Origin of the sequence: Enemella evansiae (assembly GCF_002250705.1) — a bacterium.
Lineage (GTDB): Bacteria > Actinomycetota > Actinomycetes > Propionibacteriales > Propionibacteriaceae > Enemella > Enemella evansiae.
In genome coordinates this window covers 45497-71992 of record NZ_NMVP01000035.1, presented here as the reverse complement: position 1 = coordinate 71992, position 26496 = coordinate 45497, and the positions used below count along the sequence as shown (strand labels likewise).

Here is a 26496-nt window from a genome sequence, read left to right as displayed (position 1 = left end):
GGACGAGGACGATCAGAGGTCCTGCATGATCTCCCGCATCAGGGCCGCGGTCTCCGACGGCGTCTTGCCGACCTTGACCCCGGCGGCCTCGAGGGCCTCCTTCTTCGCGGACGCGGTGCCCGAGGAGCCGGAGACGATGGCGCCGGCGTGGCCCATCGTCTTGCCCTCGGGGGCGGTGAAGCCGGCGACGTAGCCGACGACCGGCTTGGTCACGTTGGCCTTGATGTATTCGGCGGCCCGCTCCTCGGCGTCGCCGCCGATCTCGCCGATCATCACGATCGCCGCGGTCTCCGGGTCGTCCTGGAAGGCCTGCAGGCAGTCGATGTGGGTGGTCCCGATGACCGGGTCACCGCCGATGCCGACCGCGGTGGAGAAGCCGAAGTCCCGCAGCTCGTACATCATCTGGTAGGTCAGCGTGCCCGACTTGGAGACCAGGCCGATCCTGCCGGCCTTGGGCGCGATGTCGGCCGGGATGATGCCGGCGTTGGACTGCTCGGGCGAGATCAGGCCCGGGCAGTTCGGGCCGATCAGGCGGGTCTTGGAACCCTTGGTGAGGGTGTAGAACTCCGCGGTGTCCTTGACCGCGACGCCCTCGGTGATGCAGACCACCAGCGGCATCTCGGCCTCGATCGCCTCCTCCACGGCGGCCTTGGTGAACTTGGCCGGCACGAAGATGACCGACACGTTGGCGCCGGTCTCCTTCATCGCCTCGGCCACCGAGCCGAAGACCGGGACCTGTACGCCGCCGTCGAAGTCGACGGTCTGGCCGGCCTTGCGCGGGTTCACCCCGCCGACCACGTTGGTGCCGGACTTCAGCATCCGCTGGGTGTGCTTCATGCCCTCGGAGCCGGTCATGCCCTGGACGATGACCTTGGAATCGTTGTTCAGGAAGATTGCCATTGTTCGTCGTCCCCTATCAGTTCCGGTCGGCGTCAGCCGGGGCAGTTGTGGCCGACGCGAGTTCGGCGGCCCGCTTGGCCGCGCCGTCCATGGTGTCGACCCGCTCCAGCTTCGGCAGCTGGGCGTCGTCGAGGATCTGGCGGCCGAGTTCGGCGTTGTTGCCGTCCAGGCGTACCACCAGCGGTTTCGGGTCCACGCCGTCGGCGGACAGGATCTTGAAGGCCTGCACGATGCCGTTGGCGACCTCGTCACAGGCGGTGATGCCGCCGAACACGTTCACGAACACCGACTTCACCTGCTCATCGCCGAGGATCACCTCGAGGCCACCGGCCATCACCTCGGCGTTCGCCCCGCCGCCGATGTCGAGGAAGTTGGCCGGCTTGGGCTGGCCGGCGAACTCCTCGCCGGCGTACGCCACCACGTCCAGGGTGGACATGACCAGGCCGGCACCGTTGCCGATGATGCCGACCGAACCGTCCAGCTTCACGTAGTTGAGGCCCTTCTCCTGGGCCTTGATCTCCAGCGGATCGGTGGCGGACTTGTCGTCCAGCTCCGCGTGCTCGGGGTGCCGGAACTCGGCGTTGTCGTCCAGGGTGACCTTGCCGTCCAGGGCGATGATCTTCCCCTCACCGGTCTTCACCAGCGGGTTGACCTCGACCAGGGTGGCGTCCTCACCGGTGTAGACGTCGTAGAGCTTGGTGAACACGGTCACCAGCTGGTCGATGTCGGCGGCGTCGAAGCCGGCGGCCTCGGCGATCTCGCGGGCCTTGGCCTCGTCCAGGCCCTTGACCGGGTCGATCTCGATGCGGGCCAGCGCCTCGGGGCGCTCGACGGCGAGCTGCTCGATCTCGACGCCACCCTCCTTGGAGGCCATCGCCAGGTAGGAGCGGTTCGCGCGGTCCAGCAGGATGGAGAAGTAGTACTCCTCGGCGATGTCCGCACCCTCGGCGATCATCACCTTGTTGACCGTGTGGCCCTTGATGTCCATGCCCAGGATCTCGCCGGCCTTCTCCGCGGCCTCGGCGGGGCTCTTGGCGATCTTCACGCCGCCGGCCTTGCCACGGCCACCGGTCTTGACCTGCGCCTTGACGACCACGACGGGCGTACCCAGGGTCTCGGCGGCCTTGCCGGCCTCTTCTGCTGTGGTGACAGTGATGCCCCGAAGCACCGGGACGCCATGCGACTCGAATACGTCGCGCGCCTGGTATTCGTAGAGATCCACGACGGCTCCATCCTTGGTTTCAGTCCGCCGGGTCTCCCCGACGGGGTGTGCACTCCCGCAAACTGCGGAATGGGTAGGCCGGATCGACCCGGCCGGGCGCGTCACCCCGGGCGATGCCGCCCGATTCGTCGTGGCGCACCCGCGATGGAGCCTAGTGGGTCGAGGCGGTCGGGTGCATACCGGCCCATGGAACGGGTACGCCGACGCGGGTGCGGGCGTACGCCGGGATCAGACGGCGGCGCGGCGCACGTTGGCGCGCACCCACTCGACGATGTCGGCCATCGTCGCACCGGGGGTGAACACCTGGGCGACGCCGAGCGCGGCGAGCGGTTCCCGATCGTCCTCGGGGATGATGCCGCCGCCGAAGACGACGATGTCGTCGGCGTCCTCGGCCTTGAGCAGTTCGAGCACCTTGGCGAACAGGGTCATGTGCGCTCCGGAGAGCACCGACATGCCGATCGCGTCGGCGTCCTCCGCGATGGCGGTCTGGACGATCTGCTCCGGGGTCTGGTGCAGCCCGGTGTAGATCACCTCCATGCCGGCATCACGCAGGGCGCGGGCGACAACCTTGGCGCCACGGTCGTGCCCATCCAGTCCGGGCTTGGCGACGACCACTCGGATCGGGGCGTTGTTATCCACCCGCTCAGCGTACTCATCAGGGTCGCCGAGCTACCATCACAAGGATCATCGGAGGGGTTCCCTACCGAGCGGTTTCACTGAGGACCATTAGGGGGTTTCCTGAGTGACCTTGCTCACAAAGGGCCCCGATGACCCCAGTCAGACCGGGAGTTGCTGAGATTTCTTAAGGAAAATTCCCAACTTCAGGTTGAGGACCGGTTATCCATCCGTTATGTTCGTGAAGGCGTCCATCACCCTGGGCGTCAGACCAAGTCTGGGTGTCTAGGAGTTCACACGGTGTCACAACGCTCGTTCCGCAGGGCCAAGGCCCGTCGGGCACTGGGTGTCGAGTCCCAAGAGGACGCACTCGCAGCCAACCGCTCGACGATCGATGAGGACCTCTCCATCCGGGGCCTCGTCACACACGGCCTCGCCGCCCTCGCGATCTCCGCGCTCGGCCTCGCAGTGGCCGGATCGGTCGCCATGACCTCGTCCGCGCAGGCCGTCGAGACCGCCACCAGCGCCACCGCCGCCACCGGTCAGGATCAGACCCAGGCCCAGCCGGCCCCGGTCGCCGCCCAGCAGCAGCAGCCGGCCGCGGTCAACGACCCGAAGCCCAACACCCAGCAGAACGACGAGTCCGTCGACGGCGCGCTCGACGTCTTCGCCCGCCAGGCCGACGGCACCTCCCGCAACGCGGTCCGCGCGGCCATCGACGGCGCGGTCGCCGATCAGAAGGCCAAGGAGCGTGGCGACCAGCTGGTCGCCACCGGCGAGCAGGCCAGTGAGGCCTCCGGCAACGCGATCGCCGATGCCCGTTCCACCAATCTGGTGAACAACCAGCAGGCCACCAAGCGTGAGCAGGCCCGACTGGCCGAGGAGAAGAAAAAGGCCGAAGAGGCGCTGAAGAAGAAGCAGGAGGCCGACGCCGCGTCGGCGAATGCCGCTTCCGGCACCGGCGCGGGCAGCCTCGAGGCGCCGGCTCCGGCTGCCGCCCCGGCCCCGGCACCGCAGGTGGGCGGCGGCGATGCCGGCGTCAGCGGTGGCGGCGGCGCCAAGCCGATCGCCTCCGGCTACACCCTCGGAGCCCGCTGGGGTGCCGTCGGCTCCTGGTCGCGCTACCACACCGGTCAGGACCTGCCCGCCCCGATCGGTACGCCGATCCGCGCCGCCTCCGGTGGCGTCGTGCTCGCCCCGAACGGTGGCGGCTGGGCCGGCACCCACGTGGTGATCAAGCACGCCGACGGCTCCGCGACCCTCTACGCGCACATGTCCACCAGCCTGGTCCGGCCGGGCCAGATGGTCCAGGCCGGTCAGCAGATCGGCGCGGTCGGCATGACCGGGCGCACCTTCGGCCCGCACCTGCACTTCGAGCACTACCCAGGCGGTGTCGTCGGCAACCCGTACGTGACCGACGACCCCTACAGCTGGATGCTGCGCCTCGGCGTACGCCTCTGAGCCTCGGTCCACGGGGACCCAGCACGGGCCCGGAACTCTTCGCGGAGTTCCGGGCCCGCTGCGTTGCCGGCGGAACTCGCGGTGGAACTTGAGCGTTCAACTTTCTGAACGCCTGACCCATTTCCGCCGCGGAGGTAGCGCCGATGTCCGAGTCCAACCCGAACCGACGCCGATCACGGACCGCCCTGTTGATCGGGCTGCCGTTGCTGGTGGTGCTGCTCCTCGCGGCGATCATCGGCCCGCGCATCTATGCCGCGTCCGAGAACAGCAACGCCGAGGCCGCCCCGGCGGTCTCGCTGGCCTCCCCCACCGTCGCGCCCGATGCGGCGACCGGTACCCCGGCCTCGGTGGAGGCGCTGTCGGGTCGCTGGACCGCCCAGCCTGGTTCGTACGCCGGCTACCGGGTCGATGAGGTGCTCAACGGTGCCGATGTCACCGTCACCGGGCGTACCGAGCAGGTGACCGCCGAGGTCCAGGTCGACCGGACCCAGCTGACCTCGGCGCGGATCACCGTCGACATGGCCTCGATCAGCACCGACTCCTCGCGCCGCGACAACTATTTCCGCTCCACCGCGCTGCAGACCGACCGGTTCCCGCAGGCCACCTTCGCCAGCACCACCCCGGTCGACGTGGCGGCGATGACCAGCGGCGGGACGAGCCGGGTCCAGGTGCCCGGTGAGCTGACGATCCACGGGGTCACCCGCCCGGTCACCCTCGAGCTGCAGGCCGCGCACGCCGACGGCCGGGTCCAGGTCGCGGGAACCGCCCCGATCACCTTCACCGACTTCGGCGTCACACCACCTGATCTCGGTTTCGTGAAGGTGGAACCGGCCGGACAGATCGAGTTCTCGCTGCAATTGGCCCGCGGCTGAGCGCGGCTGGGCGGCGTACGCGCGGGGCCGGCGATCCATCGATCCTTCGTGCCATCCAGCGAGCCCTGCAGCACGCGATGGATGCACCCAGAGTTCGATGGATCGCGGTTCCGGGTCAGAGCTTCTCGAGCGGGGCGAACCGTGGCGCCAACCGCTTCAACCCGGCCGAGCCGAAGTCGACATCGATGCGTACCCCATCGCCGCTGCCGGTGCTGGCGATCACCGTGCCCAGCCCGAAGCTGTCGTGCAGCACCTTGTCGCCGACCGCGAAGTTGCCGACCTCCTTGGGCCGGCGGGTGGACTCCACCCGCTGCGCGAAACCGCCCACCGAGGCACCGGAACCGGCCCGGTCCCGACGGCGCCCCTGCCACTGCGAGGTGGCCGAGGTGTTCCGCCAGCTGGTCACCGCCGACGGCAGCCGGCGCCAGTCGAGCAGGTGTGCGGGAATCTCCTCCAGGAATCGACTCGGCGGATTCTGCTGGGGCGCGCCCCAGACGGTCCGCGTCATCGCCCGGGAGAGGTGGAGCCGCTTGCGGGCCCGGGTGATGCCGACGTAGGCGAGCCGGCGTTCCTCCTCCAGCTCCTTGCTGTCGCCGAGGGCGCGCTGGTGCGGGAACACCCCGTCCTCGACACCGGTCAGGAAGACGGTGTCGAACTCCAGCCCCTTCGCGGTGTGCAGGGTCATCAGGGTGACCGTGCCGGCATGCTCGGCATCGGGTGAGTCGGGGATCTGGTCGGAGTCGGCGACCAGCGCGATCCGCTCCAGGAAGGCCGGCAGCGACGGGTCCGGTTCGGGCGCCCCGAGCAGTTCGTCGCCGCGGTCGGCGGCCCCGGTCTCCGGCGCCAGGTCGACGGTGGCGGCGCTGCGGACGAACTCCTCGGCCACCGACAGCAGCTCGGCCAGGTTCTCCAACCGGGTTTCGGCCTGTGGGTCCTCCGAGGCCTGCAGCTCGGCCAGATAGCCGGAGCGTTCCAGGATCGAGGCGAGCACCTCGTTGGCGGGCCGGCCCTCGGCGACCAGCTTCTCGTGCTCGTCCATCAGCTCGACGAAGCTCGCGATCTGGTTGGCCGAGCGGGTCGCCAGCGGCGTCTCGTCGTAGCGCCGCAGGGCGTCGGCGAACGGGATCCGCTCGCGCTGCGCGAGGGCCTCGATGGTCGCCTCGGCCCGGTCCCCGATGCCCCGCTTCGGCACGTTCAGGATCCGGCGTACCGACACGTCGTCGGCGCGGTTCGCGATCGCCCGCAGATAGGAGATCGCATCACGGATCTCCTTGCGCTCATAGAAACGTACGCCGCCGACGACCCGGTAGGGCAGGCCGACGCGGATGAACACCTCCTCCAGTGCCCGGGACTGGTTGTTGGTGCGGTAGAACACCGCGGTGTCGCCGTAGCGGGAGACGCCGGCGTCGGCGAGCTTGTCGATCTCGGAGGCGATGAAGGTGGCCTCGTCGTGCTCACTGTCGGCGACGTAGCCGACGATCCGATCGCCGTCGCCGGCCTCGGACCACAGGTTCTTCGCCGGCCGGTTCGGGTTGTGCGAGATCACCGCGTTGGCGGCGCTGAGCACGGTCTGGGTGGAGCGGTAGTTCTGCTCCAGCAGGATCGTCTCGGCACCGGGGAAATCGATCTCGAAGTCCAGGATGTTGCGGATCGTGGCACCGCGGAAGGCGTAGATGGACTGGTCGGAGTCGCCGACCACCATCAGCTCCGGCGGGTCGATCTCGTGGCCCTCCTGGCCCTCGATCTCGAACCCGGCGGACTCCCCGCAGAGCTCGCGGATCAGGGCGTACTGGGCATGGTTGGTGTCCTGGTACTCATCGACCAGCACGTGCCGAAAGCGCCGCCGGTACTGCTCGCGTACCTCCGGAAAGGCCTGCAGCAGATGCACCGTGAGCATGATCAGGTCGTCGAAGTCGACGGCGTTGGCGGCCTTCAGCCGGCGCTGGTACTCGGCGTACGCCTCGGCCATCGACTGGTCGTCGACGGTGTTCACCCGGGAGGCGGTGGATTCGAAGTCGACCAGATCGTTCTTGCAGTCGGAGATCCAGTTCATCACCGTCCGCACCGGGAACCGCTTGGGATCGAGCTCCAGGTCGTTGCAGACCAGCTGCACCAGCCGCTTGGCGTCGGTGTCGTCGTAGATCGAGAACTGCCGCTGGTAGCCGAAGCGGCCGATCTCGGCGCGCAGGATCCGGACGCAGGCCGAGTGGAAGGTGGAGACCCACATCAGCTTGGCCCGGTTGCCGACGATCTCGCTGACCCGGTGCCGCATCTCGGCGGCGGCCTTGTTGGTGAAGGTGATCGCCAGGATCGAGCCGGGATGGACGTCGCGGATCGAGACCAGGTACGCGATCCGGCGGGTCAGCACCCGGGTCTTGCCGGAGCCGGCGCCGGCGACCACCAGCACCGGGGCGCCGGTGTGCAGCACAGCGGCCCGTTGGGGCTCGTTCAGCCCCTCCAGCAGGGTGGCCTCACGCTCGGCCCTGGGTACGCCTCGGCGGCGCTTCTCACCGCCCTCGGCGACCGACGCGGGGGCCTCGGACTGCTGCTGTGGATCAGCCGGTAGCTGCGGGAACAGGGACTCGATCTCGGACGCGTTCATCTCACCCGGCAGCCTACGTGCCCGAGCCGACAGCACCGGCATCCAACCCGCGGATCAGCCGGTGCCGCTCAACTCGGCGCCGACCAGGACCGGCGGCGAGCCTCGGGTATCGGATGCGACTCCGGGCCGGCGACGACCCGGTTGCTGATCGTGCCGATCCCCTCCACGCTCAGCTCGACCACATCGCCGACCGCCAGCGGCGGCGGATCGGTCGTCCCCCGCCAGCCCCACAGCTCGGCCAGGCAGCCGCCACCGCAGGTGCCCGAGCCGATCACGTCACCGCGGCGCACCCAAGTCCCGCGGGAGGCGTACGCGATCAGCTCGGCGAAGCTCCAGGCCATGTTCGCCAGGCTGTCGCCACCGATCTCGGTGCCGTTCACCCGCGCGGTCATCCGCAGATCCCAGAAGCCATCCGCCGCGGCATCGGCGAGCTCGTCGACCGAGACCAGCACCGGGCCGAGGGTGGTCGCGGTGTCCTTGCCCTTGGCCGGCCCGAGACCGAGCTGCATCTCCCGGCGCTGCAGGTCGCGGGCCGACCAGTCGTTGAAGATCGTCAACCCGGCGATGTGTTCGGCGGCCTGCTCGACCGAGAGGTTGTAGCCGTCGCGGCCGATCACGATGCCCACCTCGCACTCGAAGTCGAGCAGCTCCGACCCCGGTGGCATCGGCACCTCGGCACCGCTGCCGATGATCGCGTGCGGATTGGTGAAGTAGAAGCCCGGGATCTGGTACCAGATCGGCGGCACCTCGGCCGCACCGGTGACGCTCTTCAACGAGCCGGCGGTGTGCTGCTCGAAGGTGATGAAGTCCCGCACGCAGGTCGCCGCCACCGGGGGCAGCAGCGGCCCGGTCAGCGGCACCCGTTCCCCGCTCCGGTGGGCCTCGGCGTACGCCCGGTCGGTGAGCACCCGGAGCGGGTCGCTGCCGGCCGCCAGCAGTTCCCCCTCCGCCGCGTCGGCAGCATCGGCGACCCCGACCCGCGCGCCACCACCGTGGTCGATCCGGAAGACCCGCATCAGCGCTCCCCCTCGAAGATCGCGACCACCCGGGCCCAGCCGGCCGAGGCCCGGTGGATCTTCACCGGGAAACAGGAGACCAGGAATCCGTCGGCCGGCAGCGACTCGAGGTTGTGCAGCTTTTCGATGTGGCAGTAGCCGTGCTCCCGGCCGGCCCGGTGGCCCTCCCAGATGATCGACGGGTCGTGCTCGGCGGCGTACCGCTGGGCGGTGTAGACGAACGGGGCGTCCCAGCTCCAGGCGTCGGTGCCGGTGACGTGCACCCCACGCTCCAGCAGATACAGGGTGGCCTCCCGGCCCATCCCGCAGCCCTTCGAGACGTAGTCATCCTCGCCGTAGCGCTCGCCGGCGGAGGTGTTCACCAGCACGATGTCGCCGGGTACGAGCTGGTGTCCGATCCGATCCAGCTCGGCGGCCACGTCGGCGGCGGTGACCACGTAGCCGTCGTCGAAATGCCGGAAGTCCAGCTTCACGCCGGGCCCGAAGCACCATTCCAGCGGCACCTCGTCGATGGTGATCGCCCGCTTGCCGCCGTCCATCGTGGAGGCGTAGTGGTAGGGCGCGTCCAGATGGGTGCCGTTGTGGGTGGTCAGCTGGATCCGCTCGATCGCCCAGCCCTCCCCGTCCGGCAGGTCCTCGCGGGTCGCCCCGGGGAAGAACTGCAGCATGTCATCGGCGGTCTGCTGATGATCGAGGTAGGCGATCTCCGGTTCGTGACCGGGCGGATCGGAGCGGATCCCGCTCATCAGCGGGACGGACAGGTCGACGAACTCACGCATGGCTCTCCTCGGCGCTGGGGGCGGTGTGGACGCGGGCGGCCCGTTCGGTACGGGGCAGGAAGATCATCACCACACCGGCGGCCAGGAACAGGCCACCGCTGAGGATCAGTCCGGACGAGAGGCCCTGGCTGGCGGCGAAGGAGCCGATCGCGACCGGGGCGAACGCGGAGACACCGCGGCCGACGTTGAAGCAGAAGTTGGCTCCGGTGGTCCGGAACTCGGTGGGATAGACCTCGCCGAGATAGGAGCCGAACAAGCCGGAGAAGGTCATGAAGAAGGCGTACGCCGGCCCCAGCCAGAGCAGCATGGTCTGGTTGGTGGCCAGCCCGTAGAGCGGCATCAGCACCCCGGTGCCGAAGAACGACAGCACCAGCGCGTTCCGCTTGCCGATCCGGTCGGCGAGCCAGCCGAAGGCGAAGTAGCCGAGGAACATGCCGAGGTTGAGCACGGTCATGAACACCCCGACCGTGCGGCTGGACAGGCCGCGTTCGTTGATCAGATAACTGGGCAGCCAGGTCGAGGCGCCGTAGTAGGCGATGAACGCCAGCGAGGCGACGATCGAGGCGAGGACGGTGACCCGGGCGTACCCGCGCTCGAAGATCCGGGCCAGCGGCACCTTCGTCCGCCCACCGGCCGCGCGCAACTCGTCGCGGGTGCGCAGCCATTCGGTCGACTCGGAGAACAGGAACACCACGATCGCCAGCGGCAGCAGCACGCTGACACCGGTGACCAGGAACATCAACCGCCAGTCGGGCAGGAAGATGCCGGCGGCCACCGAGGCGGTCGCCGCACCGACCGGGAAGGAGGAGAGCACGAAGGACACCGCCTTCGCCCGTGACTGCGGCGGCCAGCTCTCCACCACCAGCGCGGAGACGATCCCCCAGACACCACCCAGGCCGAGCCCGGACAGGAACCGCAGCATCCCCATCACCAGCAGGCTGGGCGCGATCGCCAGCAGCGCGGTGAAGACCCCGAACAGGGCCAGGCAGAGGATCAGGGTCTTCCGGCGGCCCCAGACATCGGCCAGCCAGCCCATCACCAGGGCGCTGACCCCGATCCCGATCAGGGTGGCGGTGGCCAGCATGCCGGCCTGGACGGCGGTCGCGCCGAACTCCTGGCGCACCGCGGGCAGTGCGAAGGAGAGGATCACGATCTCCATCGCGTCGAACAGATAGACGATGAACGATCCGAACAGGATCACCCACCGGTTGGTCGAACGCTTCATCGGGTTCGTCCTTTCGATACCGGAACGGCTTGCCTGACTGTACGTGCGTACAGTCTCGGGTGGCAAGAAGTCCCCGATGAGAAAATCGACAGCTGGTCAGCCGTGCCGCAGGGCGGCGATCAGGTACGCCCGCAGGCATGCCCGATGGTCACCGAGCCGGTCGGCCGGCATCAGTTCGCGGGCCCGTTCGTCGGCCGCGGTGGCGGTCAGCGCGCCGACGCAGAACAGGTACGCCCAGGCGTGGAAGCCGGCCGGTTTGTCCGGCAGCGCGCGCTCCAGCTGGGTGATGAAGTCCACCGCCATCGGATCGAAGAGCTCCTTGATGATCCCCCGCGCGGCCGCCGAGGGGTCGGCCGCCTCCCGGGCCACCAGCCGGGCGTACACCGGGGTGCTCAGGTCGGTGATGGTCAAGAAGGCGTCGACGATCTGCTCGACGGCGTCCGGGGCGGCCGGGTCGACCGCGTTCACCCGACGGCGGCGTTCGGTATTGGTGCCCTGGTGGGCCAGGAACACCTCGCGGTAGAGGTTCAGCTTGGTCTCGAAGTGATAGACGACCAGGGTGAGGCCCACACCGGCCTCGCGGGCGATGGTGCGCATCGTCGCGGCGTCGTAGCCCACCTCGGCGAAGACCCGCTCGGCAGCCGCCAGGATCGCCTCGCGCCTGCTGCTCGCCTCCGTCACCGGAGCAGCGTAACCACATTCCGGCCGGCGTCGCCCGCTCCCCCACCGCACCGTTGTCGCGCCCTATACATTGGTGCCATGTGGTGGCGGGGAATCAGGCAGTGGACGCGCCGCGCGATTCTCGGCTTCTTCGGAGCACAGATCGGCACCATGCTGGTGCTGCTGCTGATCGACAACCACCGCAAGCGGGATCGCAAGCCCGTGGTCTTCCCCAAGTCGGCACCGGTACCGGTCACCGCGGGCGGTTCGAAGCTGACCGTCTACACCTACGGCCAGGACCTCTACACCGACATGCTGGCCGCGATCGACTCGGCCCAGGACCACATCTACCTCGAGTCGTTCATCTTCAAGGGTGACCGCACCGGCCGCGAGTTCCGTCGGGCACTGCTGCGCGCGGCGCAGCGCGGTGTCGAGGTCTATGTGGTGGTCGACGAGTTCGCGAACCTGGTCGTGCCGCGGCGGTTCTACCGGTTCGGCGGCGACCGGGTGCATGTGCTGAAGCACCCGCTGGTCTTCCCCACCTGGGACTTCCTGCATCCGCGCAACACCGGCCGCAATCACCGCAAGCTGCTGATCGTGGACGCCAAGGTCGGTTTCATCGGGGGCTACAACATCGGCTCGCTCTACGCCACCGACTGGCGCGACACCCACTGCCGGGTCACCGGTGAGGCGGTCGGTGAGCTGGAGAACGCCTTCGTCGACTACTGGAATCTGGTGGTCGGCCGGAACCGTCACGAGCTGGAGTCCATCGCGCCCCGCTCCTGGTATTCGCCGATCAAGGTGCACCGCAATGTGCCGCGGCAGCTGGTCTATCCGATCCGCTACATGTATCTGGAGGCGATCGACCGGGCGACCGAGCGGATCTGGATGACCCACGCGTACCTGATCCCGGACGAGGACATGGTGCATGCGCTCACGGAGGCGGCCCGGCGGGGGGTCGATGTCCGGATCATCGTGCCCGAACGCTCCAACCACATCGTCGCCGACTGGATCAGCCGGGGCTACTACCGCGCGCTGCTGTCCGGAGGGGTACGCCTGTTCCTCTACCAGGGTGCGATGGTGCACGCGAAGACCGCCCTGATCGATGACGCCTGGTCGACCGTCGGCACCGCGAACCTGGACAACCTGTCGTTGATCGGCAACTACGAGGTCAACCTCGAGGTGACCGACGCCGACATGAACTCCAAGATGGCCGAGGTGTTCGAACTGGACCTCACCAACTGCCGCGAACTGACGCTCGAGGAATGGGTGCGCCGGCCGCTGATGGTGAAGTTCTCCGAGGCCCTGCTGAAACCCCTCGGTCCGCTCTTCTGACCATATTTTTGAGGGCAGTGGCCACCGCGTGGTCTCCGTATGTCCAGATCGACATTGGGTACCATTTGAGACATGGGTACCATCATCGCTTACATCGTTATCGGACTCCTCGGTGGCGCAATCGCCAAGGCGATCCTGCCGGGCAAGCAGGGTGGCGGCATCGTCGTCACCATGATCCTGGGCATCGTCGGTGCCCTGTTGGGTGGCTTCATTGGCGGCGCCCTGTTCGGGGTCAGCTACTCCAGTGTCTTCTCCTGGCAGGGCCTGATCACCTCCATCATCGGCGCGCTCATCATCCTGATCATCTACGGGCTGGTCACCAAGCGGCGTGGAACCGCTGCCTGATCGGTCCCCCGACCCGGAAAAGGGCCTGACTCCTGCGGGAGTCGGGCCCCTTTTCGCATTCCCGTTCCCACCCACCGACCGCTGTTTGGCGCTAGCGTCAGGCGCGTGGACGGTGCGCAGATCCAGAAGAAGCTCGAACTCTCCGCGGACGAGGATTTCGTACTCACCGCCTGGGAATACCGGATGATGCAGCGCGATATCGCCGCGTCGAAGACTCGGCACCTGCTGGCGAAGCGCGAAGTCCGAGACGCGTTCCGGACCGCCGCGGTGTCCGCACTCGCCGCACGCACCGGCACCGAGTGGTCATCCCCGGTTGTGGCCGAGCGGGTACGCCGGATCGTCCCGGCCGACGGGCCACCGGATCTGGAAGAACTGGAGAACTCCGGCCCCGAGATCTCCGCGGTCGTGGGGAAGCGCTCCCGAGCGCTCCTGCTGCTGATCGACCTCTACGGTTTCGAGCCGTGGATCGAGGGCAAGTGGGACAAGTCGGCCCGCGCCGACACACTTGCCGAGGCTCACCGCGCGCTGGATCAGCTGCACCCGGAGGATCTGGACGCGGTCGACAGGGCCTATCGGGACGCCCGCAAGAAACTTTCCCGGTCGCTGACTGCCCGATCCCGCCGCTGGACGAGGTACGCCATCCTGGCCGGGGCCGGTCTGGGTCTCGGAGTACTGACCGGTGGGTTGGCGGCACCAGCCATAGCGGGAGCGTACGGAACTCTGGTTCTCGGTTATTCGGGAGCGGTCGCCACCTCGGCCGGGATGGCCGCACTCGGCGGCGGTTCGATCGCCGCCGGGGGTCTGGGGATGGCCGGCGGGGCCGCCCTGATCACCGGTGTCGGCGGAGCCGCCGGTATCGGTGCCGCAACCCTGGGCGGCCGGCTCGCTGGTTTCACCGCGGCTCGAGTGGCGGCCGACGCCATCGAGCTGCATGTCGTGACCCAGCTGGTGCTGCGGGATGTGGACGGCAACGAGGAGGCGGCCAAGGCGGTCATCGTCAGCCTCCGGGAACGGGTGACCACCCTCGGCCGAACTGTTGCAACGCTGGCCGCGCGGATCGACGGGTTGCGGGCGGAGTTGGCGAGCACGCAGGCCGAACTGGAGGCCGAACGCGCGCTGCGGTTGGACACCGAGGCTCGGGTCACCCGGTTGCGGGCCGCGACCGACCGGCTCAAGCAGCGGGTCACCGGTCCCGACAACGATGCGGTCAAGGAACTGCTCGCGGAGTTGGACGAGCTGGAGGGTGAGAAAGAAACCTTCGAGACCCTGGCCAAGGGCGTCACCGGGTTGGCGGACGACCTGGAGAAGGCGGCATGACCCGACCTGGGGAGGATCGCAGCGAGCGAGATTCCCCGGTCGACGATGACCTCGTGACCAATCTGGACGCACTGTCCCGCGATCTGACCGACATCGAGTCATTGGCCGATGCGGCTCTCGCGGGCGAACCGGTGGACCAGACGGTGCTGGAGCGCATCGCGAACACCCCGGGTGGGCTCGACCATGCCGAACTCACCGACCACCATCGGCAACGGCGGGTGGCCGAGGGGTGGAGTGAAACCCAGCTCGCGGACCTGCTCGACCCTGGCGCGCTGAGCCAGTTGGACGGCTGGCGGACGGCCCAGCGGATCCCGTGGGAGCGCACCGATCTCCTGGTGGTGGGCCTCGCTGGAACGCTCGGCGCGGTCGCGACGATCTTCGATTCGCAGGTCGACACGGCCGTGTTGCAGGGCCTGTCCTGGTTGAAGACGAGCGAGTTGCTGCGCGGTTGGGAGAGGGACGCGGCGCGCCTGTCGATCGACTCCACCGGCCCGAAGTTCGGCGGTCCCGCCCACCGGCTGCGCTCCCCAGGCCACGACATCGGCCGCTTCTTCGCCGCCCTGCAGCAGGTCCGAACCGGTACGTTCGAGGGGACCTGGTGGGAGGACGGTCAGCGGATGATCGAGCGGGTGTCGACCACCCGCAGCGGGGCACCGTTCGCCCGGGCTCCCGATCCGCACCTCGCGATCGCCCTGCTGCTCAAGCACTGGGCCGCCGACTTCGTCACTCCGATGGGGCTCCCGCTTCCGGGCTGGTCGTTGCTCTACGAACTGCCCGACCGCGAACTGCGGAAGTTCGCCCACGCCGCATATGCCGGTACGAAGCCCGGTGACGGTCTGAACCTGCGCTCGGGTGCCCTCACCCCTGGTCTCGGGATGGTCGCGACCGAGGTGATCGTCCGCACCCATGCGCAGCTGTCGGGGTACCGCAGCACCGGGAACGCACGTCTCAGCGCTGCCGGCGTGGCCCGGCGTACCGAGATGCTCCTGGCCGCACATGCCGCCGCTGGCGCGGTCAGCGTCTCCCGGACCGCCGCCGCGGCGGTGGGTGGCGAAACCGCTTTCGCCATCAGGCATCTCAACCTGCCGGTGCTGCTCCGGATCGGGATGCTGGCGCTGCAGGTCCGCGCGGATCGGGCCCGCGCGGTCGACGGCGCCCCGTCGTGGCAGGAGTTGCTCACCGACGAGGCAGCGACCTGGACGCTGCCGGAGGCCGTCACCATCGCCGAGTTGCTGGACGCGCCGCGGTCGTGAGCAGCCCGCGGCCCGACGGTCGGCTCAGACGAGCCGGCGGTCGGTGGCCCAGCGGGTGAGCTGGTGCCGGTTCGAGAGCTGGAGCTTGCGCAGCACCGAGGAGACGTGGGTCTCGACGGTCTTGATCGAGATGAACAGCTCCCGGGCGATCTCCTTGTAGGCGTACCCGCGGGCGATCAGCCGCAGCACCTCGCGCTCGCGCTGGGAGAGCCGGTCCAGATCCTCATCGACCGAGGCGATGTCGATCGAACCGGAGAAGGCGTCCAGCACGAACCCGGCCAGCCGCGGCGAGAAGACCGCGTCCCCATCGGCGACGCGGCGGATCGCGTCGATCAGTTCATCGGCGCTGATCGATTTGGTCACATAGCCGCGGGCGCCAGCGCGGATCACGCCGATCACGTCCTCGGCGGCATCGGAGACCGAGAGCGCCAGGAACTTCTGGTCCGAGTCGACGGCATGCACCTGCTTGATCACCTCGGCACCACCGCCGCCGGGCAGGTGGACATCGAGCAGCACCACATCGGGTCTGGTCTCGGTGATCGCCTTCACCGCGGTGGGCACGTCCTCGCCCTCGCCGACGACGGTCACTGCGCTGCCGATCTCGTGCTTCACCCCGGCGCGGAACATCGCGTGGTCATCGACGATCACGACCCGCAGGCCCTGGGTCGACCCCGAGTCGGTACCGGTCGGGGTGGGCGAGGCGCTGGTGTTGCCGCTGCCCAACCCGGAGGGCTGGTCTGCTTCGGGTCCGGTCTGCTCGGTCATCTACTCATCTCCAGTTTCACTTCGGTGCCATCCTCGGCCGAGGAACGGATCCGCGCCTTGCCGCCGTGCCGTTCCATCCGCCCGATGATGCTGCCCTTCACGCCCATCCGATCATCCCCGATGGCGTTGATGTCGAAGCCACGCCCCCGGTCGCGGACGAAGATCTCCACGAACTCATCGTCCACCTCGGCGTACACATCGATGCGCGCCGCACCGGAATGCTTGGCCGCATTCATCATCGCCTCGCGGGTGGCGCGCAGCAACGCCTCCATCCGCTCGTCGAGGTCGAGATCGCCGACGCAGACGACCTCGATCGGCACCCCGCGCTCGTCCTCGATCTCGGCGGCGGCCGCGGCCAGCCCCGCCTTCAGGGTCTGCTCGCGGATCTCGTCGCCATAGAGCCAGGTGCGCAGTTCGCGTTCCTGCTTGCGGGCCAGGGTGGCGACGGTCTTGGGTTCGTCGGCGCGCTTCTGGATCAGCGCCAGGGTCTGCAGCACCGAGTCGTGCAGGTGCGCCGCCATGTCGGCGCGGGCGTCGGCGCGGACCTTCTCCTCGCGGGCGGTCTGCAGGGCGATCCGGGAGCGGTACGCCCAGGGTGCGATCACCAGCCCGATACCGGCGAGCGCCAACCCCGCCATACCGAGGATCCGCGGAATCTCCGCCAGCCCGGCCTGGGAGGCGATCACCATGCCGACCGCGGCGCCGACCAGCGCCATCCCGAAGATGATCCGGGCCAGGGAGAGCAACCGGCCGCGGGCGACCAGCGGAGCCAGCCAGACCCGGCCCTCGGTCTCCCGACGCCAGTCCTTGCCGTCGGTGTCGGCGGGGTTGTCGGCGGTCCGCCAGACCAGCGCGACACCGGCGCCGGCGAAGGCCAGTGGCCAGAAGATCTTCTGCGAGACGCCCAGTCCGCTGCCCTGGACCAACCAGAGCAACCCGGTACCGAAGAGGCCGAGCGCGACCACGGCCCCCACATCGGCACCGTGCCGGCGCTTGCCGGGGCGCATGTTGCTGCGACTGGCCGATTCGAGACCGGGTGCCTTCTCCTCGGTCGGCGCCGGCGGCATCGTCAGCCAGAGCACCGCATAGACCACGGCCCCGATGAACTGCAGCAGGGTGAGCGCCACGAATCCGATCCGGATCACCATCACCGGCCAGCCGAGGTGGGCGGCGAGTCCGGTGCAGACCCCGCCCAGCCAGGCACCGTCGGCGACCCGGGTGGCGCGGCGACGGCCCTTGTCCTCGGTGGGCAGCAGCGCCGTCGAACCGTCGGCCGGGTGCTCACCGGGCCTGGTCGAGGAGCCGTCGGTGGACACCGGCACGGTCGGCTCGGGGAGCTTGTCCCGGCCGCCGGGGACGGTGTCGGACGGTTCTGTGGCCATGATGCATCCAGCCTCACACGCGTACCGCCCCCTGCCAACCGGGACTCCCCCGACCCGGCCCTGAGTCCGAGCCTTTTGGGGGTGATCCCCGATGGTCTGGGTTTCGCTGAGCGGGGAGGATGGCACCCATGGACCTGAGCACGCTGCGCCGCAGCACCACCGAGGCCCGGGTGGCCGGGGTGTGCGTGGCACTCGCCGATCGCTGGCGGGTCGACCCGCTGCTGGTCCGGTTGATGACCGTGCTGCTCGCCCTCTCCGGCGGCATCGGCCTGGTGCTGTACGCCGCCGCGTGGCTCTCGGTGCCCCGCCAGGGCAGCGACCGGGCCGCGATCGATCAGTTCATCCCCGGCGCCCGGCGCGCCCCGCGGACGTTGTGGCTGCTCGCGCTGGCCGTCGCGGCCCTGCTCACCGCGATGGCGGTCGGCAGCCTGCTCCCGTTCGGCATCGGCCCGGCGATCGTGGTCGGCGTGGTCTGCTATCTGGGTCTGCAGCGCTCCGGGCGGCTCGGCCGCCGGGACAGGCAGGCCGAGGTCACCGAGCAACCCGACGACCGGACGGCGATCCCGCCGGCGCCGTTCAGCGAACAGACCCGCTTCACCCGGGCGGCGTACGCCTGGCAGACCCGCGTCCAGGAGCATCTGGACCGGGTCGGTCGGTCGCAGCCGGTGGATCCCGCCGATTTCCCGCCCGCCGAGCCGGTACGCCCCAGCCGCCCGGTCGAGGAGCCCCAAGACCCCACCCTCGGCCTGCCGCCGCAGCAGGATCCGGGCTATTCGCTGGAGGCCTTCCTGGCCCACCCGGATCCGGTCGGGCTCTACGGGCCCGCCGATCCCGAACCGGCGACCGAACCGGTCGCCACCAAGGTGGCCCCGACCCGGCCGACCCGCCGCGACCGCCGGCGCGCCCGCTGGCGGACCCTGCTGCTGATCCTGCTGCCCGTGATCGGTGTGACAGCGAGCGATGTCTGGCTGAACCCGCCGTTCCACGCCTACCTGGCGGCGGCCCTGCTCGGTACCGGGGTGGCGCTGGTGTTCGGGGCCTGGCGGCCGCGGCCGCGTGGGTTGATCGCCCTGGGCCTGCTGCTCGCGGTGTCCACCGTCGGTACCGCCGCCGGCAACCAGGAACTGACCACCGAACCGACGCAGATCGTCTATCGCAGCGCCGCGGACCTGCCCCCCGGTGGGACGCGGGCGGATGTCGGCCCGATGATCGTCGATCTGTCCGAGTTCCGGATGAACGGTGACACCAGCCACACGATCGCGGTCGACGCCGGTCAGCTGCAGGTGATCCTGCCCGAGGACACCACGGTCCGGTTGCAGTGGTCGGTCGACGCCGGCGCCGCCACCCTGCCCAGCGGTCCGCAGCGCGGAGTGGATCTGAAGGGGTCCTCGACCGTGCAGCAGGGGCCACCCGGTTCCCCCACCCTGACCCTGGACACCCATGTCGATGTCGGCGAACTGGAGGTGCGACGATGAGTGCACAACAGCTGGAACCGCAGCGCCGCCCCGGGCGTACTCCCGATGTCGTCCCCCTCGCCGCGGGTGCGCTGTGCATCGCCGTCGCCGCGATGGTCCTGTGGGGCGCCTACGGCGGCCGGATGGACCGCGGCGTGCTCGGCGTGGCCATCCCGCTGCTGCTGGTACTCGTCGGCGCCGGCTGCCTGATGGTGCGCGGCCGCGGCAACTGATTTCCCCGATCCCCCGAAGATCCACCCGGACAACCGAATCGAGAGGACACCACCAATGAACAACTTCGGATCCAAGCGACTCACGCGCAGCTCGACCGACAAGATGCTGGGCGGCGTCTGCGGGGGCCTCGCCCAGTACCTCGGCGTGGATGCCACCATCGTCCGGCTGGTCGCGGCCGCGCTGATCATCTTCACCGGCATCGGGCCGCTGGTCTATCTGCTCGCCTGGGTGCTGATGCCCGCCGACGGTGGCAAGGCGATCGCCGAGGACTGGGGCAAGAAGGCCAACAGCTGGTACTCCCAGCAGCAGCAGAAGAAGAACGCCAACGGCGGCGGCCAGCCCTACGGCGGCACCGGCACCGGCACCGGCACCCAGCCGGGCCAGGGCGTCTACAACGGTGACGACCTGCGCTGACGGGCTGCGGTCCCGCGGATGACGAAGGCGCCCGGTGCACTCGCACCGGGCGCCTCCTCATTTCCCACGATCCCCGAGTAGGGCGCTCTGCGCCCGTGTCGAGGGGCGATGATCAGAGCGTGGGGAGCATTCCCTGCATGGTCTGGATCTCCGCGTTCTGGGTCCGGATGACGTCGTCGCACAGCTTCTGCACGGCGGCATTCTTCGAGGTGCGGCGCGCATTCTCGGCCATCTTCACCGCGCCCTGGTGATGGGCGATCATGCCCTCCACATAGAGCCGCTGCGCGGTCGCGGTGTCCGCCTTCTGCAGCTCATCGAGCTTCTCCGGGGACAGCATGCCGTCCTCCATGCCGCCCATCGAGTGGCCCATCTCCAGCGGCTGGCCCCAGTCGTTGAGCCAACCGGTCATCTGGTCGATCTCGGGCTGCTGGGCACCCTTGATCTGATTGGCCAGCTCGGCGAGGTCGGGGCGGACGCCGGGTTTGCCGAGCAGGATGTCGCTCATCTGCACCGCCTGTTTGTGGTGCGGGATCATCATCTGCGCGAACATCACATCGCTCGGTGCGACGTCGGAGGGCAGCGGCTTCGCCGACGGGGCCGCACTGGCCGGCATCGAGTGGCCGCCCCCACCGGATCCGGGCTGGGCGGATTCGCCGGAACTGCACCCCGCACCGAGCAGGGCGAGACCGATGAGACCGCCAGCCAGCAGCGTGCGGGGTCGGGTGGATCGGGAACGATCGAACATGGGAGAACTCCTTGTGTGCTTGAGGATCTGGCCGGTACGCCCGGCCGGGCGAGGGTGTTGCGCGCGTGCCGGCGCGAAACTTTTCGCGCGCGACAGCGCGACCCCTCAGGTCCTCAGTACGCAGAGTTCGGCCAGGCTGCGTGGCCGCAGCAGGAGTCGGTACGCCGGCAGGTGCCGACTGAGGCGTACCGGGTGGAGCCGGGTCAGCACCCGCAGCCGCGGGCGTACCAGCCAGAGCAGCAGACCCAGCACGAGCACCAGCAGGCAGCTCCAGAACATCCCGCCGGACTGCTGATGATCCTGCTCGGGAGCGGGAGCGTCCGTGGCGGGCATCGCCATCGGAGCCGACTCGCCCACCATCGACATCGCCATCGACCCGTGCGTACCGGTCGATGCGGCCGCAGTGTCACCGGTCACCATCCGGTGATGGCTGGAGAGCTGGTGCATGGCCAGCAGCCCGAACACCAGGGCGGCGATGATGCCGCCGGCCAGCAGCACCAACCGGGAACGGTTCCCGGGGCGACGGCTGGGGCGGATCGGCACCCGGCCAGTCTAGTGACCGGCCACGCAACCCGATGCAACCCTCCCCAGCGACGGCGGCACTGCCTAACGTCGCGGCATGACCACCACCACAGCACCCGCCACCATGCGCGCCGCCCGCTACTTCGGCAACCGCGACCTGCGGATCGAGGAGGTGCCGGTGCCCGCCGTGCAGCCGGGCACGGTCAAGGTGCGCGTCGAGTGGTGCGGCATCTGCGGCACCGACCTGCACGAGTTCGAGGACGGTCCGATCTTCGCGCCGACGCCAGACGCACCGCACCCGATCTCCGGGGAGTCGGTGCCGCTCACCCTGGGCCATGAGTTCGCCGGGGTGGTGGCCGAGGTCGGTGCCGGGGTGGAGGGCTTCAGCCCCGGTGATCGGGTGGTGGTGGAACCCTTCATCGTCTGCGGCGAGTGCGAGTTCTGCACCGCCGGTGACTACAACCTGTGCGTGCGGGGCGGTTTCATCGGGCTCTCCGGCGGCGGTGGCGGGTTCAGTGAGTTTGTGGTCGCGCCGGTCGAGCGGGTGTACGCGCTGGGCGACCTGTCGACCGAGGTGGGTGCGCTGGTCGAACCGATCGCGGTCGGTTACCACGCCGTCCGACGCTCCGGGATCGAACCCGGCCAGACCGCCGTCGTCTTCGGCGCGGGTCCGATCGGACTGGTGACGATGGCCTGCCTGCGGGCGATCGGGGTGGAGCAGGTGATCTCGGTGGAGATGTCGGCGATCCGCAAGGAGAAAGCGCCCGCCGCGGGTGCGACGCTGGTGCTCGACCCGAGCACCGACGACATCCCCGCCCGGATCAGGGAGCAGACCGGTGGCCTCGGTACCGATGTCGCCTTCGAGTGCGTGGGGCTCTCCCCGGCCCTGCAGGCGGCACTGGACTCGACCCGCAACGGCGGCACGGTGGTCAACGTGTCGATCTGGGGTCACAAGGCGGAGATCGACATGTTCGGCCTGGTGATGCGCGAGCTGAACCTGATCGGCACGAGCGCCTACTGCGGCGATCACGCCGCGGTGATCGAGCTGCTCCAGCAGGGGCGGATCGACGCCGAGCAGTTCATCACCGGCCGGATCGGCGTCGAGGACATCGTCGACGGCGGTTTCCGCCAGCTGATCGAGAACAAGGACGAGAACGTCAAGATCCTCGTCCACCCCTGACCCCGAGAGGACCACCCCCGATGAGCAATGTCCACGTCACCGGAGCGGCCCGCGGCATCGGCCGCTCGATCGCCACCCGCCTCGCCCGGGACGGGCATCGCGTCGCCGTCTCCGACCTGCCCTCGATGAGTGAGGAGTTGGAGGCGACCCGCGCCTCGCTGCCCACCGTCGAGAACGGCGAGCACGTCGCGCTGACCGGGGATGTATCCGACCCCGATTCGGTGCGGGCGCTGGTCAGTGACACCGCGGCGGCGCTGGGCTCGTTGGATGTGATGGTCGCCAACGCGGGTATCGCACAGACCAAGGCGCTGTTGGAGGTGTCCGCGGCGGAGTACGACCAGGTGCATGCGGTCAATGGTCGCGGGGTCTTCCTCTGCTACACCGAAGCCGCCCGCCAGATGATCCAGCAGGGCACCGGCGGCAAGATCATCGGTGCCGCGTCGATCGCCGCCCACAAAGGATTCCCGCTGTTGGGTGTCTACTGCTCCAGCAAGTTCGCTGTGCGGGCGCTGACCCAGGCGGCCGCGCAGGAATGGGCCGAGCACCGCATCACCGTCAACGCCTACTGCCCCGGCATCGTGGACACCGCGATGTGGGAGCAGATCGACTCCGACCTGGGTGCGATCAATCAGGTCGGCAAGGGTGAATCGATGGCCGCGATGGCAGCTGGGATCACGCTCGGCCGGGTGTCCACGGGTGAGGACGTCGCCGGCCTGGTCTCCTATCTCGCCGGCCCCGACTCCGACTACGTCACCGGTCAGTCGATCCTGGTGGACGGTGGGATGCTCTTCGTCTGAGTCGGAGCCCCCACCTCGCCCACTCATCGCGATCCAGCGAATCCTGAGTGCATGCCCCCAGTCCTACAGGGCTCGCTGGATGGACCCAGGGTTCGCTGGATCGCCGAGGGCGTGGGGCAGGGTTGGCCGATCCCGCCCGATGGTGTGGAATGAAGTTCCATGACGATTGTGCTGGGGGCCTATCCCGCGAGCCCTGCGCCGGATTCGGACGACTTCGCGGAGTTCCACCGACTGCTCACCGGGTTGACGCGGGTGTCCGGCCTGGAGCTGCCCACACATCACCTGGCCGACCCGGCCGCCCGCGCGGTGCTGGCCGCGGTCTGCCCGCCGACCTGGCGGCACGTGGTGACCAGCTTCCCCGAGACCATGCTCGCGATGGCCGCAGATCCGGTGGTCGGGCTGGCATCAGCCGACGAGACCGGTCGCCGGCGAGCGGTCGACGCGACGCGGCGGCTGGCCGACCAGATCGCCGACTTCGTGGCGCGGGGTGGCACGGTGAGCCGGGTGCTGCTGCATTCGGCACCCCGGGGTGGCAGCGCCGAGGCTCTCGACCGCTCGCTGGGTGAGCTGTCCGAATTCGACTGGAGCGGGGCCCGGCTGGCCATCGAACACTGCGATGCCGCGGCCCCGGATCACCCGGCGGAGAAGGGATTCCTCGGCCTGGCCGAAGAACTGACGGTGCTGGCGAAGCATCCGGAGGTCGGGATGCTGATCAACTGGGGGCGCTCCGCACTGGAGGGCCGCAGTGTCGGGACCCCGCTCGCCCACCTGCGGTCGGCGGAGCAGGCCGGGAAGCTAGCCGGGCTGGTCCTCTCCGGTGCGGCCGCGATCGACAATCCGTTCGGGGCGGCCTGGACCGACGGCCATCTGCCACCGGCAGCGATGGAGGCGGCCTCGCTGATGGATGCCGCGGAGATGACCCGCTGCCTCGCCGAGCTGCCCGCCGATGCCCTGCTCGGGTTGAAGATCCGGGTGAGCGGGGACCCCGACGGGATCGAGATCGGTGAGCGGGTGCGGCGCTTCGAGCAGGCGCTGGACCTGGTCGCGCAGGCCGGCAGCCGCTGAGGCGTACCCCTCCCCTAGGCTGCGGCCATGAGCGAGAACCCCACGTCCGAGGACATCGACCAGCTGGCGGCCGACTACTGGGAGGCGCTGATGGTCGCCGAACCGACCTGGCGGCATCTGCAGGGTGAGCTCACCCATGTCGGCGATTTCGAGTCCGCCGGCCGCCAGGCCGAGGACGAGCACGTCACGACGTTCCGCGACTTCGCCGAACGGGCCGCTGCGGTGCCGACCGACGGGCTCAGCGATGACCAGCGGGTCACTCGGGAGACCCTGATCTTCGAGGCGGGCACCCGGGCCGATCTGTTGGAGGCCCGACTGGCCGAGCATGCGGCCGACCCGGTGTTCGGCATGCAGGCGTCGCTGCCGGTGGTCGCCGGGATGCTCGGCGTACCCGATGCGACGGTGGCCGAGGCGATGCTGACCAAGGCCGAGGGTGTGGGCCGCTACTTCACCGAGCTCGCCGAACGGCAGCGCGAGGGCGTCGCGGCAGGGCGCGTGTCGCCGGCTTTTGCCGTGCAGGCGACGATCGAGCAGCTCGATGCCCTGCTGGCCACCCCGGTCGCCGAGGATCCGGTGCTGACCGCGATCAACCTGCCCGCGGAGGTCGACGCCGAGCACTGGCGGCGCCGCTTCGCGCAGGTGCTGGAGGAGCAGTTACGCCCGGGGCTGGCGGCCTACCGCGATGTGCTCCGCGACGAGGTGCTCCCGGTGGCGCGGCCCGACGACCGGGTCGGCCTCACATTTCTTCCCGGCGGTGACGATGCGTACGCCCGCACGCTGCGGTTCTTCACCACCACCGACAAGACGCCGCAGGAGATCCATCAGATCGGGCTGGATCAGATCGCAGCGCTCGCCGACGAGTACCGGGCACTCGGGCCGGAGGTCGCCGGAACCGACGACCTGCAAGGGATTTTCGACGCGATGCGGACCGATCCGGCGCTGCACTTCAAGACCGGTGAGGAACTGGTCGAACAGTCCAGGGTCGCGATGGCACGCGCCTGGGAAGCGATGCCGGACTGGTTCGAGACGCTGCCCCAGGCGCCGTGTGCGGTCGAGGGGGTGACCACCGGTGCGAAGGCGTACTATTTCCCGCCGGCCGCGGACGGCAGTCGCGGTGGCACCTTCTTCATCAACATCGACGATCCGACCTCGTGGGGGATCTTCGAGCTGGAGTCTTTGGCTTTCCACGAAGGGATTCCCGGGCATCACCTGCAGTTGACGATCGCCTCCGAGCTGCCGGATTCGGTGCCGGCGATCCGCAGGTACAGCGAGAATGCGGCGTACGCCGAAGGCTGGGGTCTCTACACCGAGCGGCTCGCCGACGAGATGGGACTCTATTCATCGCAGGTGCAGCGGCTCGGGATGCTGTCGGCGGATTCGCTGCGGGCCTGCCGACTTGTCGTCGACACCGGCCTGCACGCGCTCGGCTGGTCGCGGCAGCAGGCGATCGACTACATGGTTGAGAATTCGCCGATGACCGAGGGCATCTGTCGACCGGAGGTCGACCGCTACATCGTCTCCCCCGGCCAGGCCTGCTCCTACATGATCGGCCGGTTGGAGATCCAGCGGATGCGCGCCGAGGCCGAATCCCGGGAGGGGTTCGAGATCAAGAAGTTCCACTCCGCCGTGCTCGACGGCGGCGCGCTCCCGCTGAACGTGCTCGATCAGGTGGTCCGCGCCCGGGTCTGACCCACCGACGTTCATCGAGTAGCTCCGGATGCGAAGCGCAGCGGAGCAATGCGGAGCGTGTCGAGATGAACCCGTCAGCTCGCTCGGTAGTGCACGTACGCCGTGCCGTTGCCGAAGATCCGCTGTTCGACGAGTTCGAGGTCGAGTCGGACATCCTCCGGCAGCGCGCGCAGCCCGCCGCCGACGACCTTGGGCACGATGAAGAACCGGAAATCCTGCACCAGGCCTGCCCGGATCGCCGGGGCGGCGGTGGTGGGTCCGAAGATCTCCACCTCACCGGGGGCCGCGGCCACGATCCGCTGCAACTCACCCGGCTCGAGGGTCGGCAGCAGGCGTACCCGCTCGGGCGCGAGGTCGGCATCGGTCAGCGTCGAGGACACCACGACCCGCTCCAGGTCGCGCCAGCGACGGGCGAACTCCTGCTCGGCGGGCTGCCAGGTCTCGTCACTGGGATCGGTTTCCCAGTACTTCATCAGCAGGTAGGTGTTGCGGCCGAGCACCTCGGTGGACACTGCGGCGATCCGCTCGACGTGGACGTCGAAGACCTCGGTGTTCGGCGCCGACCACTGGAAGTCACCGCTGGCGTCGGCGGCGTACCCGTCGATCGACATCGTTGCGGTGTAGCTCAAGGTGCCCATGGCCGGCTA

26 protein-coding genes are annotated in these 26496 nt (G+C 69.2%); 13 read left to right on the top strand and 13 right to left on the bottom strand.

Annotation, left to right across the window (positions count from 1 at the left end; all coding sequences use genetic code 11):
• Window positions 1-12: 12 nt before the first annotated feature.
• From sucD to BI335_RS17265, 3 genes are all read right to left on the bottom strand, one after another.
• Window positions 13-900, bottom strand: a complete 888-nt coding sequence (sucD, locus tag BI335_RS17275) for a succinate--CoA ligase subunit alpha (RefSeq protein WP_094359954.1) — start codon at window positions 898-900, stop codon at window positions 13-15.
• 16 nt (window positions 901-916) lie between these two features.
• Window positions 917-2122 carry an ADP-forming succinate--CoA ligase subunit beta gene (sucC, locus tag BI335_RS17270; protein WP_094359952.1) on the bottom strand — a complete coding sequence of 402 codons (1206 nt, stop codon included), beginning with the start codon at window positions 2120-2122 and terminating at the stop codon, window positions 917-919.
• Window positions 2123-2350: 228 nt separating this feature from the next.
• Window positions 2351-2761, bottom strand: coding sequence for a cobalamin B12-binding domain-containing protein (locus tag BI335_RS17265; RefSeq protein ID WP_094359950.1), 411 nt, complete (start codon window positions 2759-2761; stop codon window positions 2351-2353).
• 276 nt (window positions 2762-3037) lie between these two features.
• Here BI335_RS17265 and BI335_RS17260 point away from each other — a divergent pair, with 276 nt between their 5' ends.
• Both BI335_RS17260 and BI335_RS17255 read left to right on the top strand, forming a co-directional pair.
• A complete protein-coding gene (locus BI335_RS17260; protein WP_094359948.1) occupies window positions 3038-4198 on the top strand; it encodes a M23 family metallopeptidase in 1161 nt (386 codons plus the stop codon).
• Between the two features lie 143 nt (window positions 4199-4341).
• Entirely contained in the window at window positions 4342-5070 is a 729-nt protein-coding gene (locus BI335_RS17255) for a YceI family protein (protein ID WP_094432502.1), read from the top strand.
• Window positions 5071-5185: 115 nt separating this feature from the next.
• On the opposite strand, the gene pcrA is transcribed toward BI335_RS17255, so the two are convergent.
• The 5 genes from pcrA to BI335_RS17230 form a co-directional block, all read right to left on the bottom strand.
• A complete protein-coding gene (gene pcrA / locus BI335_RS17250) occupies window positions 5186-7672 on the bottom strand; it encodes a DNA helicase PcrA (protein WP_094432500.1) in 2487 nt (828 codons plus the stop codon).
• Between the two features lie 68 nt (window positions 7673-7740).
• A complete protein-coding gene (locus tag BI335_RS17245) occupies window positions 7741-8688 on the bottom strand; it encodes a fumarylacetoacetate hydrolase family protein (protein WP_094432498.1) in 948 nt (315 codons plus the stop codon).
• Window positions 8688-9467, bottom strand: coding sequence for a cyclase family protein (locus BI335_RS17240; RefSeq protein WP_094432494.1), 780 nt, complete (start codon window positions 9465-9467; stop codon window positions 8688-8690). The genes BI335_RS17245 and BI335_RS17240 overlap by 1 nt, the downstream gene beginning before the upstream one ends.
• A complete protein-coding gene (locus BI335_RS17235) occupies window positions 9460-10692 on the bottom strand; it encodes an MFS transporter (protein ID WP_094432492.1) in 1233 nt (410 codons plus the stop codon). Before BI335_RS17235 ends, BI335_RS17240 begins: the two co-directional genes overlap by 8 nt.
• Window positions 10693-10788: 96 nt before the next feature.
• Window positions 10789-11373, bottom strand: coding sequence for a TetR/AcrR family transcriptional regulator (locus tag BI335_RS17230; protein WP_094359936.1), 585 nt, complete (start codon window positions 11371-11373; stop codon window positions 10789-10791).
• Between the two features lie 78 nt (window positions 11374-11451).
• On the opposite strand from BI335_RS17230, the gene BI335_RS17225 reads away from it, so the two are divergent.
• The 4 genes from BI335_RS17225 to BI335_RS17210 all read left to right on the top strand — a co-directional run bounded on the left by BI335_RS17225 (window position 11452) and on the right by BI335_RS17210 (window position 15602).
• Entirely contained in the window at window positions 11452-12687 is a 1236-nt protein-coding gene (locus tag BI335_RS17225) for a phospholipase D-like domain-containing protein (RefSeq protein WP_094359934.1), read from the top strand.
• Window positions 12688-12759: 72 nt separating this feature from the next.
• Window positions 12760-13032: a GlsB/YeaQ/YmgE family stress response membrane protein gene (locus BI335_RS17220; protein WP_094359932.1), complete on the top strand. Its 273-nt coding sequence runs from the start codon at window positions 12760-12762 to the stop codon at window positions 13030-13032.
• A gap of 105 nt (window positions 13033-13137) precedes the next feature.
• Complete coding sequence (locus BI335_RS17215) at window positions 13138-14349, top strand: hypothetical protein (protein WP_094432489.1); 1212 nt, start codon at window positions 13138-13140, stop codon at window positions 14347-14349.
• Window positions 14346-15602 carry a hypothetical protein gene (locus BI335_RS17210; RefSeq protein ID WP_094432487.1) on the top strand — a complete coding sequence of 419 codons (1257 nt, stop codon included), beginning with the start codon at window positions 14346-14348 and terminating at the stop codon, window positions 15600-15602. Before BI335_RS17215 ends, BI335_RS17210 begins: the two co-directional genes overlap by 4 nt.
• Window positions 15603-15626: 24 nt before the next feature.
• Here the strand turns inward: BI335_RS17210 and BI335_RS17205 are convergent, their stop codons facing one another.
• Both BI335_RS17205 and BI335_RS17200 read right to left on the bottom strand, forming a co-directional pair.
• On the bottom strand, window positions 15627-16367 hold the full coding sequence (locus tag BI335_RS17205; RefSeq protein WP_094400552.1) for a response regulator: 741 nt from the start codon (window positions 16365-16367) through the stop codon (window positions 15627-15629).
• Window positions 16364-17749 (bottom strand): ATP-binding protein, encoded by a 1386-nt coding sequence (locus BI335_RS17200; RefSeq protein WP_094359924.1) that lies wholly within the window; start codon window positions 17747-17749, stop codon window positions 16364-16366. The genes BI335_RS17205 and BI335_RS17200 overlap by 4 nt, the downstream gene beginning before the upstream one ends.
• Before the next feature lie 128 nt (window positions 17750-17877).
• Between BI335_RS17200 and BI335_RS17195 the strand changes: the two genes are divergently transcribed.
• From BI335_RS17195 to BI335_RS17185, 3 genes are read left to right on the top strand one after another with little or no spacing between them, the layout of a single operon-like run.
• Window positions 17878-19224 carry a PspC domain-containing protein gene (locus BI335_RS17195; protein WP_172421933.1) on the top strand — a complete coding sequence of 449 codons (1347 nt, stop codon included), beginning with the start codon at window positions 17878-17880 and terminating at the stop codon, window positions 19222-19224.
• Complete coding sequence (locus tag BI335_RS17190; protein WP_094359920.1) at window positions 19221-19436, top strand: hypothetical protein; 216 nt, start codon at window positions 19221-19223, stop codon at window positions 19434-19436. The genes BI335_RS17195 and BI335_RS17190 overlap by 4 nt, the downstream gene beginning before the upstream one ends.
• Window positions 19437-19491: 55 nt before the next feature.
• Window positions 19492-19851 (top strand): PspC domain-containing protein, encoded by a 360-nt coding sequence (locus tag BI335_RS17185; protein ID WP_094432483.1) that lies wholly within the window; start codon window positions 19492-19494, stop codon window positions 19849-19851.
• Window positions 19852-19963: 112 nt separating this feature from the next.
• On the opposite strand, the gene BI335_RS17180 is transcribed toward BI335_RS17185, so the two are convergent.
• A complete protein-coding gene (locus tag BI335_RS17180) occupies window positions 19964-20596 on the bottom strand; it encodes a DUF305 domain-containing protein (protein ID WP_094359916.1) in 633 nt (210 codons plus the stop codon).
• A 105-nt stretch (window positions 20597-20701) separates the two neighbouring features.
• A complete protein-coding gene (locus BI335_RS17175) occupies window positions 20702-21139 on the bottom strand; it encodes a DUF6153 family protein (protein ID WP_133626451.1) in 438 nt (145 codons plus the stop codon).
• 76 nt (window positions 21140-21215) lie between these two features.
• On the opposite strand from BI335_RS17175, the gene BI335_RS17170 reads away from it, so the two are divergent.
• The 4 genes from BI335_RS17170 to BI335_RS17155 all read left to right on the top strand — a co-directional run bounded on the left by BI335_RS17170 (window position 21216) and on the right by BI335_RS17155 (window position 25849).
• Window positions 21216-22298: a 2,3-butanediol dehydrogenase gene (locus tag BI335_RS17170; RefSeq protein ID WP_208109365.1), complete on the top strand. Its 1083-nt coding sequence runs from the start codon at window positions 21216-21218 to the stop codon at window positions 22296-22298.
• Window positions 22299-22318: 20 nt separating this feature from the next.
• Window positions 22319-23095: an SDR family oxidoreductase gene (locus BI335_RS17165; protein WP_094432481.1), complete on the top strand. Its 777-nt coding sequence runs from the start codon at window positions 22319-22321 to the stop codon at window positions 23093-23095.
• 159 nt (window positions 23096-23254) lie between these two features.
• The gene (locus tag BI335_RS17160; RefSeq protein WP_094432479.1) at window positions 23255-24160 is read left to right on the top strand and encodes a DUF4862 family protein; all 906 of its coding nucleotides are present in this window, start codon (window positions 23255-23257) and stop codon (window positions 24158-24160) included.
• A 27-nt stretch (window positions 24161-24187) separates the two neighbouring features.
• A complete protein-coding gene (locus BI335_RS17155; RefSeq protein ID WP_229119676.1) occupies window positions 24188-25849 on the top strand; it encodes a DUF885 domain-containing protein in 1662 nt (553 codons plus the stop codon).
• A gap of 74 nt (window positions 25850-25923) precedes the next feature.
• On the opposite strand, the gene BI335_RS17150 is transcribed toward BI335_RS17155, so the two are convergent.
• Window positions 25924-26487: a dihydrofolate reductase family protein gene (locus BI335_RS17150; RefSeq protein WP_094432477.1), complete on the bottom strand. Its 564-nt coding sequence runs from the start codon at window positions 26485-26487 to the stop codon at window positions 25924-25926.
• Window positions 26488-26496: the final 9 nt, after the last annotated feature.